Annotated in this window: 13 protein-coding genes; 12 read left to right on the top strand and 1 reads right to left on the bottom strand. The window is 43.7% G+C overall.

Features of this window, described 5'->3' with window-relative positions; genetic code table 11:
- Window positions 1-236: 236 nt before the first annotated feature.
- Window positions 237-1,187: a tyrosine-type DNA invertase cluster 3b gene (locus HC965_RS12550; RefSeq protein WP_191031774.1), complete on the bottom strand. Its 951-nt coding sequence runs from the start codon at window positions 1,185-1,187 to the stop codon at window positions 237-239.
- Between the two features lie 612 nt (window positions 1,188-1,799).
- Here HC965_RS12550 and HC965_RS12545 point away from each other — a divergent pair.
- The 12 genes from HC965_RS12545 (at window position 1,800) to HC965_RS12490 (ending at window position 17,819) form a co-directional block, all read left to right on the top strand.
- Window positions 1,800-2,321, top strand: coding sequence for a hypothetical protein (locus tag HC965_RS12545; RefSeq protein ID WP_191031773.1), 522 nt, complete (start codon window positions 1,800-1,802; stop codon window positions 2,319-2,321).
- Between the two features lie 127 nt (window positions 2,322-2,448).
- The gene (locus HC965_RS12540) at window positions 2,449-3,588 is read left to right on the top strand and encodes an aldose epimerase family protein (RefSeq protein ID WP_191031772.1); all 1,140 of its coding nucleotides are present in this window, start codon (window positions 2,449-2,451) and stop codon (window positions 3,586-3,588) included.
- A 25-nt stretch (window positions 3,589-3,613) separates the two neighbouring features.
- Complete coding sequence (locus tag HC965_RS12535; RefSeq protein ID WP_191031771.1) at window positions 3,614-5,308, top strand: sodium:solute symporter; 1,695 nt, start codon at window positions 3,614-3,616, stop codon at window positions 5,306-5,308.
- A 28-nt stretch (window positions 5,309-5,336) separates the two neighbouring features.
- Window positions 5,337-6,014: an NUDIX domain-containing protein gene (locus HC965_RS12530; RefSeq protein ID WP_191031770.1), complete on the top strand. Its 678-nt coding sequence runs from the start codon at window positions 5,337-5,339 to the stop codon at window positions 6,012-6,014.
- 5 nt (window positions 6,015-6,019) lie between these two features.
- Entirely contained in the window at window positions 6,020-6,703 is a 684-nt protein-coding gene (locus tag HC965_RS12525; protein WP_191031769.1) for an L-ribulose-5-phosphate 4-epimerase, read from the top strand.
- Window positions 6,704-6,751: 48 nt separating this feature from the next.
- Window positions 6,752-8,278: an L-arabinose isomerase gene (gene araA, locus HC965_RS12520; RefSeq protein WP_191031768.1), complete on the top strand. Its 1,527-nt coding sequence runs from the start codon at window positions 6,752-6,754 to the stop codon at window positions 8,276-8,278.
- Window positions 8,279-8,369: 91 nt separating this feature from the next.
- Window positions 8,370-9,965 (top strand): xylulokinase, encoded by a 1,596-nt coding sequence (locus tag HC965_RS12515; protein ID WP_191031767.1) that lies wholly within the window; start codon window positions 8,370-8,372, stop codon window positions 9,963-9,965.
- Between the two features lie 110 nt (window positions 9,966-10,075).
- Window positions 10,076-12,481: a glycoside hydrolase family 127 protein gene (locus tag HC965_RS12510; protein ID WP_191031766.1), complete on the top strand. Its 2,406-nt coding sequence runs from the start codon at window positions 10,076-10,078 to the stop codon at window positions 12,479-12,481.
- Window positions 12,482-12,538: 57 nt separating this feature from the next.
- Window positions 12,539-14,083 (top strand): alpha-N-arabinofuranosidase, encoded by a 1,545-nt coding sequence (locus tag HC965_RS12505; protein WP_191031765.1) that lies wholly within the window; start codon window positions 12,539-12,541, stop codon window positions 14,081-14,083.
- Window positions 14,084-14,225: 142 nt separating this feature from the next.
- Window positions 14,226-16,235: a transketolase gene (locus HC965_RS12500; RefSeq protein WP_191031764.1), complete on the top strand. Its 2,010-nt coding sequence runs from the start codon at window positions 14,226-14,228 to the stop codon at window positions 16,233-16,235.
- Window positions 16,235-16,669: a ribose 5-phosphate isomerase B gene (gene rpiB, locus HC965_RS12495; protein ID WP_044656153.1), complete on the top strand. Its 435-nt coding sequence runs from the start codon at window positions 16,235-16,237 to the stop codon at window positions 16,667-16,669. The genes HC965_RS12500 and rpiB overlap by 1 nt, the downstream gene beginning before the upstream one ends.
- Before the next feature lie 133 nt (window positions 16,670-16,802).
- Entirely contained in the window at window positions 16,803-17,819 is a 1,017-nt protein-coding gene (locus HC965_RS12490) for a uroporphyrinogen decarboxylase family protein (RefSeq protein WP_191031763.1), read from the top strand.
- The last annotated feature ends 11 nt before the right edge of the window (window positions 17,820-17,830 follow it).

Raw genomic sequence — 17,830 nt, 5'->3', positions numbered from 1 at the left:
GCACTCTGGGAGAGGGGTATATTCATATGGAAATATGGTATATCGGTAGCAGGACATGAAGATAATGTTTTTTCATGTTCAGAGTCTTTTTTGCCTTATATTTCAGATAAAACTAAAAAAAGTGAGTTTTTATTTGTTTTCTATTTGTGTTTTTGTCTATCTTTGTATCGAATTTAAATCTGTTACCTAAGAAGTAACATACATATTTTAATACTGATTATTAATATTTTAGATATCTACAACCGTCCTAATTGACAGTTCTTAACGTAAGATAAATTCATCTTGTTCACCTCTGTACGTTCTCGTAATTCAAATCCCTTCAAATAAATCTGCGTCGTCTTGATTGACTTGTGCCCCAAAGATTCACTAATCATTTCAATAGAAACTCCGCGGTACTTGGCAGTTGTAGCCCAAGAGTGTCGAAGAGTATAGGAAGTGACCGGAGATGTCAGTCGTAGGGCTTTTGCCAATCCCTTCAGATGGTTGTTAAACCGACGGAGAGCAGACTGGTATTCACGATAAGCACGCTCATCCTTACGCTTCTTGTCACCCAAAAGAATATCAAACAGGTAGTCGGGATAGTCCGGACGGGAAGGCTGATGATTCCGAAGTTGGTCAATCATCTCTTTGGCAGTATCCAACACTTCCACACTCATTGGAGTTTTGGTCTTGACCCGACTATATCGAAGGATATTCTGATCCAAAGCAGACTTTTCCATATGTGCCAGATCGGCAAAAGACATCCCACAAAACTGGAACATCAGTGCTGCAATAGCCTGCGTCCGTCGTAAACGGTCTGATTTAGGATCTTCATATAGAAGCTTATGTAATTCAGGCACAGGCAATGCCCGTTTTTGCCGGATATCGACTCCGGTATACACATCACGAAACAAACGGGGAACATACGGAGCATTCCCAGCTTCTACCCCACGATTGTAAACACTGCGCAGCATACGCATATAAGTAGAAACCGTATTGGGTTTCAAACCACTCTCGCTAAGATGCTGTCCATAACGACGCAAACTCTCACGGGTAACTTGCCTGAAAGACACGTTCTGCGTACCGCAAAACTTACTGAAAGACAAAAGGGCATTCTTGTAGACATGCGCTGTAGAAAAGCGTCCTTCTTTCTGTAAACGACCGATGTATAGTTCCCCACATCGGCTAAATCCATTCTTACTCATCATTTTATATCACTGGTTATTTTATATACAAGTATAGGGCGAAAATTTGAAAATCCCATCCCCGCCTGTCAGCAAGTCTTAATTTTATCTAATTCAAGAAGGGTGATAACAACGAAACAGATACCCGATAAAACATGGCAGACACGCAAAAAAAGAGAGGCAAAGGCAAAATGCCTGTTTGTAATAAACTTTGTTAAACGTTCAATACGCAAAAACTGTACTATTTATCAACATTGCTCCCCGCGTATATGCGCGCAATTTTAATTGGGAACAAATAAATCTCATTTCATTACATACTAATATCAATCAGAATTGTCTTCATTTTGAAAAATACGAATATTCACCCTAGTTTTGCACTTCGGTTTTAACCAACCACTCGTTTCTCACCGAGGAACACCCTCTTGGTTTTAAAGAAACAGGTCGTTGGTTTTAAAGGAACGGCCCGTTGGTTTAAAACCAAAAAAGGCATTTGTAACTATTTGATTTTCAATTTCTTATAAAAGCAGAATTCCGTCCCCGTAACCATGGGATTTTTCTCAACAAACAAAACGGAATTCATGACCCGAAGCGGTCTGATGCATATAATATTTATTTACAATTGAAAATTAAAATCCCATGGTTACAGTTACGATTACCATCAAGCCATATCTGGCAAGGTATATGTACGCGCGTTACGTACAAAGTTTAGAACCCGAATCCGAAAGCCGCTCTTCGCCTTCTTCGCCCAGCTCTTCAAGCAAACCGGTTCCCATCCATCTCTCCCATATCACTCCTATCTATCATTTCCTCCATCAACTATCCGTTCCACATCCACCTAAAGTCTCCTGGAAAGAAACAGGAAATATCACGTTTGTCCTACCCAATCAAAACTACGGTAAAAATCCGGAAGTATATAATTATATCGGGCAAGACAGCGCATTGATCATAGAAAAGGAAATTGAAATGGAGATGAAAGCGGAACTCTACGGATTTCTTCTAGAAAACAAGTTCAAAAATGGAATTATGTTCAAACGCTCAATGGAAGCTTTTGTGGAACATTATAATATGGAGGGAACGGTGGAGGAGGATAGTTTGATGAGGGCTTTCCAGAGGTGGAGGAAGTTGACGAAAGACTCTCATGAAAAGAAAGATTTTTGATATTCAGAAGTATTTTTTTCTCTTTTATGTTGCATAACACATAAGAGTGTATTTGATACACCAAACTAAAGTGTTACTTTTACACCCGAAATAAGATAAGCATCTCATTTACATTAAAAATAAAACCATGAAAAAACATTTTCTACTTGCAGGAATTGCCGCACTGATGCTAGCTGCGTGCAATAACAAGCCGGCTTCCGAGCTGACTTTATCCGGTCTTGACCCGGTAAATTTTCAAACAGAAGTGAATAATGCCCAAACGAATCTTTATACATTAAAGAATAAGGCAGGCATGGAAGTATGCATCACTAACTTCGGAGGACGTATCGTGTCTATCATGGTGCCGGACAAAAACGGAAAGATGCAGGATGTCGTTTTAGGTTTTGACAGCATTGCTGACTATATCAATGTGCCGAGCGACTTTGGTGCTTCTATCGGACGCTATGCGAACCGTATCAACCAGGGACGCTTTGTTCTGGATGGCGATACAATCCAATTGCCGCAGAATAACTTCGGTCACTGTCTGCACGGCGGTCCGAAAGGCTGGCAATATCAGGTTTACGAAGCAAATCTCGTTGACCCGATGACACTGGAGCTGACTCGCATCTCACCGGACGGTGACGAAAACTTCCCGGGCAACGTGACTGCAAAAGTGACTTACCAACTGACTGAAGACAACGCTATCGACATCAAGTATAGCGCTACTACTGATAAAAAGACGATTATCAACATGACCAACCATTCTTACTTCAACCTGGCCGGTGATCCGTCGAAAGCTTCAACCGATAATATTATGTATGTAAATGCAGACTACTATACTCCGGTAGACAGCACCTTTATGACAACAGGTGAAATTGCTTCGGTAAAAGACACTCCGATGGACTTCACTACTCCGAAAGCAGTAGGACAGGAAATCAACAACTACGATTTCGTTCAGTTGAAGAACGGAAACGGATACGACCACAACTGGGTATTGAACACAAAGGGCGACATTTCGCAGGTAGCAGCCAAACTGACTTCTCCTGAAAGTGGCATTACCCTGGAAGTATATACCAACGAACCGGGTATCCAGGTTTACACAGGTAACTTCCTCGATGGAACCGTAACCGGCAAGAAAGGTATCGTTTACAACCAACGTGCTTCCGTTTGCCTGGAAACACAGCACTATCCTGACAGCCCAAACAAGGCAGACTGGCCTTCAGTGGTTTTAGAACCGGGACAAACATACAACAGCGAATGTATTTTCAAATTCTCAGTAGAGAAATAATATAAACTTATAAATCATATTTATTGTGGAAGCATTAGATTGGCTAGTAATTGGAGTCTTCTTTTTGGCTCTAATCGGTATTATTGTTTGGGTAGTCAGACAAAAACAAAATGACTCGGCAGATTATTTCTTAGGTGGACGTGACGCAACATGGCTTGCAATCGGTGCCTCTATCTTCGCATCGAACATCGGTTCGGAACACTTGATCGGACTCGCAGGAGCCGGAGCTTCCAGTGGTATGGCTATGGCACACTGGGAAATTCAGGGATGGATGATTTTGATTCTCGGATGGGTATTCGTGCCATTCTACACACGAAGCATGGTATATACAATGCCGGAATTCCTTGAACGCCGTTATAATCCTCAATCACGCACAATACTGTCAGTCATCTCTTTGGTAAGTTATGTATTGACAAAAGTAGCTGTTACTGTATATGCCGGTGGGTTGGTATTCCAACAGGTATTCGGTATCAAAGAACTTTGGGGAATCGACTTCTTCTGGATTGCAGCAATCGGTCTAGTTCTACTGACTGCACTTTATACAATTTTCGGTGGTATGAAATCTGTATTGTACACTTCCGTACTTCAGACTCCTATTCTTCTGCTAGGTTCATTGATTATCCTTGTACTTGGTTTCAAAGAATTGGGTGGATGGGACGAAATGATGAGAATTTGTGGTGCGGTAACTGTCAATGATCACGGAGATACAATGACAAACCTGATTCGTAGCAATGATGATCCGAACTTCCCTTGGCTGGGTGCTTTGATTGGTTCTGCCATCATCGGATTCTGGTACTGGTGTACTGACCAGTTCATCGTACAGCGTGTACTTTCCGGTAAGAATGAGAAAGAAGCACGCCGTGGTACTATCTTCGGCGCATACCTGAAACTATTGCCTGTATTCTTATTCTTGATTCCGGGTATGATTGCATTTGCTTTGCATCAGAAATATATCGGCGCAGGTGGCGAAGGTTTCCTTCCGATGCTGGCTAACGGTACTGCAAACGCTGATGCCGCTTTCCCGACATTAGTTGCTAAATTGCTTCCGGCCGGTGTAAAAGGCTTGGTAGTATGTGGTATTCTTGCTGCTTTGATGAGCTCTTTGGCTTCTTTGTTCAATTCATCCGCCATGTTGTTTACTATCGACTTCTACAAACGTTTCAAACCGGAAACTCCGGAAAAGAAACTGGTAGGTATTGGTCAGATTGCAACCATCGTTATCGTAATCTTAGGTATTCTTTGGATTCCTATCATGCGTAGTGTAGGTGACGTGCTTTATACCTATTTGCAAGATGTTCAGTCTGTATTGGCTCCGGGTATTGCCGCTGCATTCTTACTGGGTATCTGCTGGAAACGCACTTCTGCCCAAGGTGGTATGTGGGGGTTGATTTCCGGTATGGTTATCGGTTTGACTCGCCTGGGTGCTAAAGTATATTACAGTAATGCAGGTGAAGTGGCAGATTCTACATTCAAGTATCTGTTCTATGATATGAACTGGTTGTTCTTCTGCGGATGGATGTTCCTGTTCTGTATTATCGTAGTAATCGTAGTCAGCCTGGCAACAGAAGCCCCGACAGCTGAAAAAATCCAGGGATTGGTTTTCGGTACGGCTACTAAAGAACAAAAAGCAGCTACACGTGCCAGCTGGAATCACTGGGATATTATCCATACAGTAATTATCCTGGCTATCACTGCTGCCTTCTATTGGTATTTCTGGTAATTAAATAAAAACTCATATTAACAAAACAATGAACAACTATTATAGTTCGAACCCTACCTTTTATCTTGGTATCGACTGTATCATCTTCGGTTTTAACGAAGGGGAATTAAACCTGTTACTACTGAAAAGAAACTTCGAGCCGGCAATGGGCGAATGGTCACTGATGGGCGGATTCGTGCAAAACGATGAAAGCGTGGACGATGCTGCCAAGCGAGTATTAGCGGAGCTTACCGGACTGGAAAATGTATATATGGAACAAGTGGGAACCTTCGGGGCGGTTAATCGTGACCCGGGAGAACGGGTAATCTCTGTTGCATACTACGCATTAATCAACATCAATGAATATGACCGGAAACTGGTAAAGAAACATAATGCTTACTGGGTAAATATCAACGAACTCCCCCCATTGATTTTCGACCATCCCGAGATGGTGACAAAAGCACGGGAGTTAATGAAACAGAAAGCATCTTCCGAACCCATCGGTTTCAACTTATTGCCGAAGCTCTTCACTTTGTCTAAATTGCAAAGTCTGTATGAAGCCATTTACGGTGAGGAAATGGACAAACGGAATTTCCGTAAGCGCGTCGCCGGAATGGATTATATAGAAAAGACGGACAAAATAGATAAGTTATGTTCTAAACGCGGTGCAGCCTTGTACAAATATAACAGCAAGGTTTATCGCAAAGACCCGAAATTTAAATTATAACCAGTATGCTGGAAGAACTGAAAGAAAAAGTATTTCATGCCAATCTCGAATTGGTAAAGCATGGTTTAGTCATCTTTACTTGGGGAAATGTATCTGCCATCGACCGTGAAAGCGGCTTGGTAGTGATAAAACCCAGTGGTGTAAGCTATGATGATATGAAAGCAGAAGATATGGTAGTAGTGGATCTGGATGGCAATGTCGTCGAAGGACGGCTGAAGCCATCCTCAGATACTCCTACTCATGTAGTACTCTACAAGGCATTCCCGGAAATCGGTGGAGTGGTACACACTCATTCTACCTATGCGACAGCCTGGGCGCAAGCCGGATGTGATATTCCGAATATCGGAACCACTCATGCGGATTATTTCCATGATGCCATTCCCTGCACGGCAGACATGACGGAAGCGGAAGTGAAAGGTGCCTACGAACTGGAAACCGGAAACGTGATTGTAAAACGTTTCGAAGGATTGAATCCTGTACATACGCCGGGAGTCCTGGTGAAGAATCATGGCCCTTTCTCTTGGGGAAAGGATGCGCATGATGCAGTACACAATGCTGTAGTAATGGAGCAGGTGGCAAAAATGGCAAGCATCGCTTATGCCGTTAATCCGAATTTAACAATGAATCCGCTGCTGATAGAGAAACATTTCAGCCGCAAGCATGGTCCGAACGCTTACTACGGACAATAATTAAGTAATTCAATTTATACGATTAATAATAGTAAAACAAGTAAAGATATGAACGCATTTGATCAATATGAAGTATGGTTCGTAACAGGAGCACAGCTTTTGTACGGAGGTGACGCAGTAATCGCAGTAGACGCACACTCTAATGAAATGGTTAACGGACTGAATGAATCCGGTAAACTTCCTGTTAAAGTAGTATATAAGGGAACTGCCAATTCTTCCAAAGAAGTGGAAACAGTTTTTAAAGCAGCCAATAACGATGAAAAATGTATCGGTGTTATCACTTGGATGCATACTTTCTCTCCTGCTAAAATGTGGATTCATGGTTTGCAACAGTTGAAGAAACCGTTGCTGCACCTGCACACTCAGTTCAATAAGGAAATTCCTTGGGATACAATGGATATGGATTTCATGAACCTGAATCAGTCAGCCCATGGCGACCGTGAATTCGGACACATCTGTACTCGTATGCGTATCCGTCGCAAAGTGGTAGTAGGTTACTGGAAAGAAGAAGAAACACTGCATAAAATTTCCGTTTGGATGCGTGTTTGCGCAGGTTGGGCAGATTCACAGGATATGCTTATCATTCGTTTCGGCGACCAGATGAATAATGTAGCTGTAACTGACGGTGATAAAGTAGAAGCTGAACAACGCATGGGTTACCACGTAGACTACTGCCCGGTAAGTGAATTGATGGAATATCACAAAGATATTAAAGATGCTGACGTAGATGCATTGGTAGCTACTTATTTCAAGGAATACGACCATGATGCTTCTTTGGAAGACAAGTCGACTGAAGCTTACCAAAAAGTATGGAACGCAGCGAAAGCTGAACTTGCTATGCGTGCTATCCTGAAAGTGAAAGGTGCTAAAGGTTTCACAACCAACTTCGACGATTTGGGTGACATAGAATATAATGGTTTCGACCAGATTCCGGGATTGGCTTCTCAACGCCTGATGGCAGAAGGTTACGGATTCGGTGCTGAAGGCGACTGGAAATCGGCTGCTCTTTACCGCACTGTATGGGTAATGAACCAGGGACTTCCTAAAGGTTGTTCCTTCCTGGAAGACTATACATTGAACTTTGATGGTGCAAGAAGCTCTATCCTTCAATCACATATGTTGGAAATCTGCCCGCTTATCGCAGCCAACAAACCTCGCCTGGAAGTACACTTCCTCGGTATAGGTATTCGCAAGAGCCAGACTGCACGTCTTGTATTCACTTCAAAAACAGGAACAGGCTGTACTGCTACTGTGGTAGATATGGGTAACCGTTTCCGTCTGATTGTGAACGATGTAGAATGTATCGAACCGAAGCCGCTTCCTAAATTGCCGGTTGCTTCCGCTCTTTGGATTCCGATGCCTAACCTTGAAGTAGGTGCAGGTGCATGGATTTTGGCAGGTGGTACTCACCACTCTTGCTTCTCTTACGACCTGACAGCCGAATACTGGGAAGATTACGCTGAAATCGCTGGTATCGAAATGGTACATATCAACAAGGATACGACTATCAGTTGCTTTAAGAAAGAACTCCGTATGAACGAAGTTTATTATATGCTGAATAAAGCGCTTTGCTAACGATTAACGGGGTAGTGATTAGTGATGAATACTATGCAGCACATTGCGTAGCTATTAATCACTAATCACTAATCACTAAACACTAATCAACATGAAATTAGATGCAAAATCAACCATCGAGGCAGGTAAAGCCATTCTTGGTATAGAACTCGGTTCGACACGAATAAAAGCTGTCTTGATTGACCAGGAAAACAAGCCCATTGCTCAAGGAAGCCACACTTGGGAAAACCAGTTAGTCGACGGGCTTTGGACGTATAGCATTGAAGCCATATGGAACGGAATGCAAGATTGCTATGCCGACCTTCGCTCTAACGTAAAGAACTTATATGGCATAGAAATCGAAAACCTGGCAGCCATCGGTGTCAGTGCCATGATGCATGGTTATATGCCATTCAACGAAAAAGAAGAAATCCTTGTGCCCTTCCGCACTTGGAGAAACACCAATACAGGTCAGGCAGCAGCAGCTTTATCTGAACTATTTGTCTACAACATCCCTCTAAGATGGAGCATTTCACACTTGTATCAGGCTATTCTGAACAACGAAGCTCACGTCAAGGACATTGATTTCCTGACAACTCTTGCAGGTTATGTACATTGGCAGATAACAGGTGAAAAGGTATTAGGCATAGGCGACGCATCGGGTATGATTCCCATAGATCCGACTACCAACAACTATTCTGCTGAAATGGTGGCGAAATTCGACAATCTGATTGCGTCGAAGGAATATAACTGGAAATTGCAGGATATTCTGCCTAAAGTATTATCAGCAGGTGAAAATGCGGGTGTCCTCACACCGGAAGGAAGCAAAAAGCTCGACGTATCAGGTCATTTGAAGGCAGGAATACCGGTTTGTCCGCCGGAAGGAGACGCAGGAACCGGCATGGTTGCAACCAATGCGGTGAAACAGCGTACCGGAAACGTATCGGCAGGTACTTCTTCATTCTCCATGATTGTATTGGAAAAAGAGTTGTCACAACCATACGAGATGATTGACATGGTTACCACTCCCGACGGAAGTCTCGTAGCCATGGTACATTGCAATAACTGTACTTCCGACCTCAATGCATGGGTCAATCTGTTCAAAGAATATCAGGAGCTTCTGGGCATACCTGTAAATATGGATGAAATCTATAGCAAGCTCTATAACATTGCGCTCACAGGTGATGCCGATTGCGGAGGTCTTCTCTCGTACAACTACATCTCAGGTGAACCCGTAACAGGACTTGCTGAAGGAAGACCGTTATTTGTACGTTCGGCAAATGACAAGTTCAACCTGGCAAACTTCATGCGGACTCACTTATACGCTTCAGTAGGAGTTCTCAAGATTGGTAACGACATTCTGTTCAACGAAGAAAAAGTCAAAGTCGACAGAATTACAGGCCACGGAGGATTATTCAGAACAAAGGGAGTAGGTCAAAGAGTACTTGCAGCCGCTATCAATTCGCCTATTTCTGTAATGGAAACAGCCGGTGAAGGTGGTGCCTGGGGTATTGCCCTGCTAGGTTCTTACCTCGTGAACAATGAAAAGAAACAATCTCTGGCTGATTTCCTGGATGAAAGTGTATTTGTCGGCGACGCCGGTGTCGAGGTATCCCCTACACCCGAAGATGTAGCCGGTTTCAATACATACATCGAAAGCTACAAGGCAGGATTGCCCATTGAAGAAGCAGCAGTCAAATTTAAATAAGCTGCATCGCAGGAAGCCTTCTCTGCTCCTTTCTCAACTATATTTAAGTATTCACATAAACTATCCTCATCCCCTCTCCTTCCGGAGAGGGATAAGGGGAGACTATTATTATGAAAACCACCTCGTTCATACTTGCACTCATCCTATCCGCTTCACTAGCTAAAGCGCAAAATGCTCCACAAGTGTCTTACTTCCCGTTACAGGATGTAAAGTTATTGGATAGTCCTTTTTTACAAGCCCAACAGACTGATTTACATTACATACTAGCTCTCGACCCCGACCGTCTGCTCGCCCCTTTTCTTCGTGAAGCGGGACTGACACCGAAAGCTCCAAGTTATACCAACTGGGAGAATACCGGATTGGACGGACATATCGGCGGACATTATTTATCCGCACTCTCCATGATGTATGCTGCTACGGGAGACACCGCTATTTACAATCGCCTCAACTATATGCTGGATGAGCTTTATCGTGCACAACAAGCAGTAGGTACAGGATTTATCGGAGGAACTCCGGGAAGTCTCCAACTTTGGAAAGAAATTAAAGCAGGAAATATCCGTGCCGGTGGTTTCGACCTTAACGGCAAATGGGTACCTCTCTACAATATACACAAGACTTATGCCGGATTGCGGGACGCATATATCTACGCCAACAGTGATTTGGCACGTCAAATGCTTATTTCCCTGACAGACTGGATGATTGACATCACTTCCGGCCTAAGCGATAAACAAATGCAGGATATGCTGCGCAGCGAACATGGTGGATTGAATGAAACATTCGCCGATGTAGCCGAAATCACAGGAGACAAGAAATATCTGGAACTGGCACGCCGATTCTCCCATGAAGTAATCCTTGACCCGCTTATTAAAGATGAAGACCGATTGACAGGTATGCACGCCAACACACAGATACCGAAAGTAATCGGATACAAACGGGTTGCCGAACTGTCACAAGATGATAAGAACTGGAATCATGCCGCTGAATGGGATCACGCCGCCCGCTTCTTTTGGAATACGGTAGTCAATCACCGTTCTGTATGTATCGGCGGAAATAGCGTACGCGAACATTTCCATCCGGCAGATAATTTCACTTCCATGCTGAACGATGTTCAAGGACCGGAGACTTGTAATACCTATAATATGCTCCGGCTTACCAAAATGCTTTATCAGAATTCCCAAAATCCATATCATGCCAATGAACCGGACCCAACTTATGTGAATTATTACGAACGCGCACTTTACAATCATATCTTGGCATCACAAGAGCCGGATAAGGGCGGATTTGTTTACTTCACTCCTATGCGTCCCGGACATTATCGTGTTTATTCACAACCGGAAACATCCATGTGGTGCTGTGTCGGTTCAGGTTTGGAAAATCATACGAAATACGGCGAATTCATTTATGCGCATCAGAAAGATACACTTTACATCAACCTTTTCATCCCTTCACAACTGACTTGGAAAGAGCAGGGAGTCACTCTGACACAAGAGACTCGTTTTCCTGATGACGGAAAAGTAACATTACGAGTGGATGAAGCACCCAAAAAGAAACTCACTTTGATGATACGTATTCCGGAATGGGCTAAAAATTCCAAAGATTATGCAGTAACAATCAATGGAAAGAAAAGTCAGTTTGTCATACGTCCGGGAGAGAGTGTTTATCTGCCCATTCATCGCAAATGGAAAAAAGGAGATGTCATTACATTCAATCTGCCAATGGAAGTCAGTCTTGAGCAGATACCCGACAAGAAAGATTATTATGCCTTCTTATACGGTCCTATCGTCCTTGCTGCATCCACGGGCACTGAGCACCTCGATGGTTTATATGCAGACGACAGCCGTGGCGGACATATCGCTCATGGCAAACAAATACCTTTGCAGGAAGTACCGATGTTGATTGGAAATCCCAATTCAATTCGCAACTCTCTCCACAAGAAGAGTGAAAACCAGTTGACATTCAGTTTTAATGGAAACGTTTATCCTGCACAGAATAAGTCTCTGGAACTTGTACCCTTCTTCCGCCTGCACAATTCCCGCTATGCCGTTTACTTCCGTCAGGCAAGTGAAGAACAATTCAAAGCTATTCAGGAAGAAATGGCAATAGCCGAAAGAAAAGCAACAGAACTGGCCAATCAAACTATCGACTTGATTTTCCCCGGTGAGCAACAACCGGAATCCGACCACGGTATCCAATACGAACAGGCAGAAACGGGAACGAACAAAGACCGTCACTTCCGTCGTGCCAAAGGTTGGTTCAGTTATAATCTGAAAGTAAAGGAAGAAGCAAGCCGGATTATGATTACGGTACACAAAGATGAGCGTAATAAAGTAGCCATTCTCCTGAATAATGAGAAACTGGCAGTCAATCCGACTATCAGCGAAGCAGATAAAGACGGTTTCATTACCCTCTCCTATCTTCTGCCACAGAAATTGAAAGCCGACAGTTATCCGATACGTTTCAGTCCTGACGGCACAGAGTGGACACCCGCCATTTACGAGGTACGCTTACTCAAATAAAAGCAAAAAGAAAGACATCATCAAATATCTATATAATCATTTAAACAATACCATTTTATGAAAGCAAAACTATTAGTCAGTACGGCCCTTATGGCGGCTTCAATGTCTCTTTCCGCACAAAAGAGTGCCACCATCACCGTACATGCCGACCAAGGCAAAGAAATCATCCCGAAAGAAATCTACGGTCAGTTTGCCGAACACCTGGGTTCATGTATTTATGGAGGGCTTTGGGTAGGCGAAAATTCGGATATACCTAATATCAAAGGCTATCGTACGGATGTATTTAACGCATTAAAAGATTTGGCTGTTCCTGTTCTCCGTTGGCCGGGCGGTTGCTTCGCCGACGAATATCACTGGATGGACGGTATCGGTCCGAAAGCAGACCGTCCGAAGATGGTTAATAATAACTGGGGCGGAACGATTGAGGATAATAGTTTCGGTACACATGAATTTCTGAACCTTTGCGAAATGCTGGATTGCGAACCTTACGTGAGTGGGAATGTAGGCAGCGGTACGGTAGAGGAACTTGCCAAATGGGTGGAATACATGACATCAGACGGGGACTCACCTATGGCAAATCTTCGTCGCAAAAACGGGCGTGACAAAGCATGGAAAGTTAAATACCTCGGTGTAGGAAACGAAAGCTGGGGATGCGGTGGTAACATGCGTCCGGAATACTACGCAGACCTGTACCGCCGTTATTCCACTTATTGCCGTAATTATGACGGTAACCGCCTGTATAAGATTGCCAGTGGTGCGAGCGATTACGACTACAACTGGACAGATGTATTGATGAACCGTGTAGGACATCGTATGCAAGGTCTTTCCCTTCACTATTATACCGTAACCGGATGGAGTGGCAGCAAGACTTCCGCAACTCAATTCAACAATGACGATTATTACTGGACAATGGGCAAATGTCTGGAAGTGGAAGACGTACTCAAGAAGCATTGCGCCATCATGGACAAATACGACAAGGATAAGAAAATAGCTCTTTTATTGGACGAATGGGGAACCTGGTGGGACGAAGAACCGGGAACTATCAGAGGACACCTGTATCAACAAAACACAATGCGCGACGCATTCGTAGCTTCTTTGAGCCTTGATGTATTCCACAAATACACTGACCGCCTGAAGATGGCAAACATCGCGCAGATTGTCAATGTACTTCAATCCATGATTCTGACGAAGGACAAAGAGATGGTGCTTACTCCCACCTATTATGTATTCAAGATGTACAAAGTGCACCAGGATGCCACCTATCTTCCTATCGACCTGAACTGCGAAAAGGTGAATGCACGTGATAATCGCACCGTACCTATGGTAAGCGCCACCGCTTCGAAAGACAAGAACGGTATCATTCATATTTCACTCTCTAATGTAGATGCTGACGAAGCACAGGAAATTACTATCAATTTGGGAGATACAAAAGCGAAAAAAGCTATCGGAGAAATCCTGACCTCTGCAAAACTGACCGATTACAATTCTTTTGAAAATCCTAATATTGTAAAACCGGCACCTTTCAAAGAGGTAAAAATCAATAAAGGTACAATGAAGGTAAAACTTCCTGCTAAGTCCATTGTTACTTTAGAGTTACAGTAATTTAAGGGCTGTTACTTATTGTACCACAAACAAGAACACTGTTAAAATGGTAATAAAAAAGATAGTACTTTTGGATTGTTAAATCCACATAAAGAGTTATCTTTGCCAACAATCTGACAGAAATCAATTAAATTTTAAAGATATGAACGATAACAAACTTATGAATCGTGCAGCGGATAACATCCGTATTCTTGCTGCTTCAATGGTTGAAAAAGCCAATTCCGGTCACCCGGGTGGTGCCATGGGTGGTGCTGATTTTGTTAATGTACTCTTCTCCGAGTTTCTAGTATACGACCCTGAAAATCCACGTTGGGAAGGACGCGACCGTTTCTTCCTCGACCCGGGTCATATGTCTCCGATGCTTTATTCCACACTGGCATTGACAGGAAAATTCACGTTGGATGAATTGAAAGAATTCCGTCAATGGGGAAGCCCTACTCCGGGACATCCTGAAGTAGACATCATGCGTGGCATTGAAAATACTTCCGGCCCGCTGGGACAGGGACATACTTTCGCTGTAGGTGCTGCGATTGCCGCAAAATTTCTGAAAGCCCGTTTCAATGAGGTGATGAATCAAACCATCTATGCTTACATTTCGGACGGTGGTATCCAGGAAGAAATCTCTCAAGGTTCCGGACGTATTGCCGGCGCACTGGGACTGGACAATCTGATTATGTTCTATGACTCCAACGACATCCAGCTTTCTACAGAAACGAAAGATGTGACCGTTGAAGACACAGCCATGAAATATGAAGCATGGGGATGGAATGTACTTACCATCAATGGTAACGACGCAGACGAAATCCGTGCAGCAATCAAGGAAGCACAGGCAGAAAAAGAACGCCCGACACTGATTATCGGTAAAACCGTAATGGGTAAAGGTGCACGCAAGGCAGACGGCAGCAGCTATGAAGCAAACTGCGCTACACACGGTGCTCCTCTTGGCGGCGACGCTTATGTAAATACAATTAAGAACCTGGGTGGTGACTCTACCAACCCGTTCGTTATATTCCCGGAAGTAGCCGAACTGTATGCTAAGCGTGCAGAAGAACTGAAGAAAATCGTAGCCGAAAGATATGCAGTGAAAGCCGCATGGGCAAAAGCAAACCCTGAATTGGCTGCTAAACTGGAAGTATTCTTCTCAGGCAAAGCTCCGAAAGTAGACTGGGCTGCTATTGAACAGAAAGCTGGTAGTGCCACTCGTGCTGCATCTGCAACTGTATTGGGAGCACTTGCTACTCAAGTAGAAAACATGATTGTAGCTTCTGCCGACCTTTCCAACTCTGACAAGACCGACGGTTTCCTGAAGAAAACTCACGCTTTCAAGAAAGGTGATTTCAGCGGAGCATTCTTCCAGGCTGGCGTATCTGAGTTGTCAATGGCTTGTATCTGCATCGGTATGTCACTTCACGGTGGTGTAATCGCAGCTTGCGGTACTTTCTTTGTATTCTCTGACTATATGAAACCTGCCGTACGTATGGCTGCCCTGATGGAACAACCCGTGAAGTTCATTTGGACACACGATGCATTCCGTGTAGGTGAAGATGGCCCTACTCACGAACCGGTAGAGCAGGAGGCACAAATCCGCCTGATGGAAAAACTGAAAAACCACAAGGGACACAACTCTATGTTGGTACTTCGTCCGGCTGACGCAGAAGAAACAACTATCGCATGGAAACTTGCCATGGAAAATACATCTACTCCGACAGGCTTGATTTTCTCCCGCCAGAATATCGTTAGCTTGCCTTCAGGAACAGATTACGAACAAGCAGCTAAAGGTGCTTATATCGTAGCAGGTTCTGACGAAAACCCGGATGTAATCCTGGTTGCTTCCGGTTCTGAAGTTGCTACTTTGGTAGCCGGCACGGAATTGCTTCGTAAAGACGGTGTAAAAGTACGTATCGTATCTGCTCCGTCCGAAGGTCTGTTCCGCAGCCAGTCCAAAGAATATCAGGAATCTATTCTTCCTTCAGAAGCCAAGATTTTCGGTATGACTGCCGGTCTGCCTGTTACCTTGCAAGGTTTGGTAGGTTGCCACGGTAAAGTTTGGGGACTGGAATCTTTCGGTTTCTCTGCTCCTTACACTGTATTGGATGAGAAACTTGGATTTACTGCCGACAACGTATATAACCAAGTAAAAGCAATGCTCTAATGAAAACAATCGGATTAGCATGCGACCATGCCGGCTTTGAACTAAAAGAATATGTTCGTGGCTGGCTGGAAGTAAAAGGCTGGGCTTACAAAGATTTCGGAACTAACTCTACCGCAAGCGTAGACTATCCGGACTATGCTCATCCGCTAGCCCTTGCAGTGGAATCGGGTGAATGTTATCCCGGTATCGCTATCTGCGGCAGCGGAAACGGAATCAATATGACGCTGAACAAACATCAGGGTATTCGTGCCGCTCTTTGCTGGAATGCAGAGATTGCACATCTTGCCCGTCAGCACAATGACGCCAACATCCTGGTTATGCCGGGACGCTTTATCAGCACTGAAGAAGCGGACATGATTTTGACAGAGTTCTTCTCTACAAAGTTTGACGGTGGCCGTCATCAGAACCGTATTGATAAGATTCCGGTAAAATAAAGCCTGAAGATAAATCAAATAAGCGTAAAGCTGTTCTTCTTTTTGAAGGGCAGCTTTATTTTTGTGCCGATTTCAAGATTACAAAAGAGCAGTTCTATCGTCTTTATATAGGACGATATTAAAAACTGAAATTATGGGTAAACTGAATATGAAAGAATGGATTAGCCAAACCATTCAAAGTAAGGAAACGATTGCGATTCCTATCATGACGCATCCGGGCATCGAGCTTATCGAAAAAACGGTTCATGACGCTGTGACGAACGGACAAGTTCATTATGAAGCGATAAAAGCTCTTTGTGATAAATACCCTACCGCAGCGGCAACCGTTATCATGGATTTGACCGTAGAAGCGGAAGCTTTCGGAGCGGAAATCATCTTTCCTGAAAATGAAGTACCCAGTGTATCCGGTCGTTTGCTGGCAGACGAAGACGCTATCGGAAAATTAGAAATACCGGCATTGAACAAAGGAAGAATCCCGGAATATCTCAAAGCAAATATGCTGACAGCCAAGAACATAACAGACCGTCCTGTATTTGCAGGCTGCATCGGTCCTTATTCGTTGGCAGGACGCTTATATGATATGTCTGAAATCATGATGCTGATTTATATCAATCCCGAAGCTGCCAATACATTATTGAGAAAATGCAGCGACTTCATTACCCGTTACTGCATGGCTCTAAAAGCAACCGGTGTAAACGGAGTAGTGATGGCAGAACCTGCTGCCGGATTGTTATCCAACGAAGATTGCCTGCAATACTCTTCCCTATTCGTTAAGGAAATAATAGATAAAGTACAAGATGACAACTTCACCGTGGTACTTCATAATTGCGGAAACACAGGTAATTGTACGCAGGCAATGATATATACCGGTGCTGCCGCTTATCACTTCGGAAATAAAATAAATATGGAAGAAGCCTTGAAAGAAGTTCCTTCCGATGCGCTTGCTATGGGAAACCTGGACCCGGTAAGTCTTTTCAAGATGGCCGGTCCGGGAACAATGAAAGAAGCGACACTGCAATTATTGGAAGCTACCCGTGCATATCCGAATTTCGTATTATCGAGTGGTTGCGATATACCACCATACACACCTTTAGCTAATATAGAGGCTTTTTATACCGCATTGGAGGAATTCAATAAAGCGCAAGTTTAACAAATCTATCT

Source organism: Bacteroides sp. GM023 (assembly GCF_014750685.1).
Taxonomy (GTDB): Bacteria; Bacteroidota; Bacteroidia; order Bacteroidales; family Bacteroidaceae; genus Bacteroides.
The sequence above is the reverse complement of the archived record's forward strand: the minus strand, read 5'-3'. Positions and strand labels throughout refer to the sequence as shown.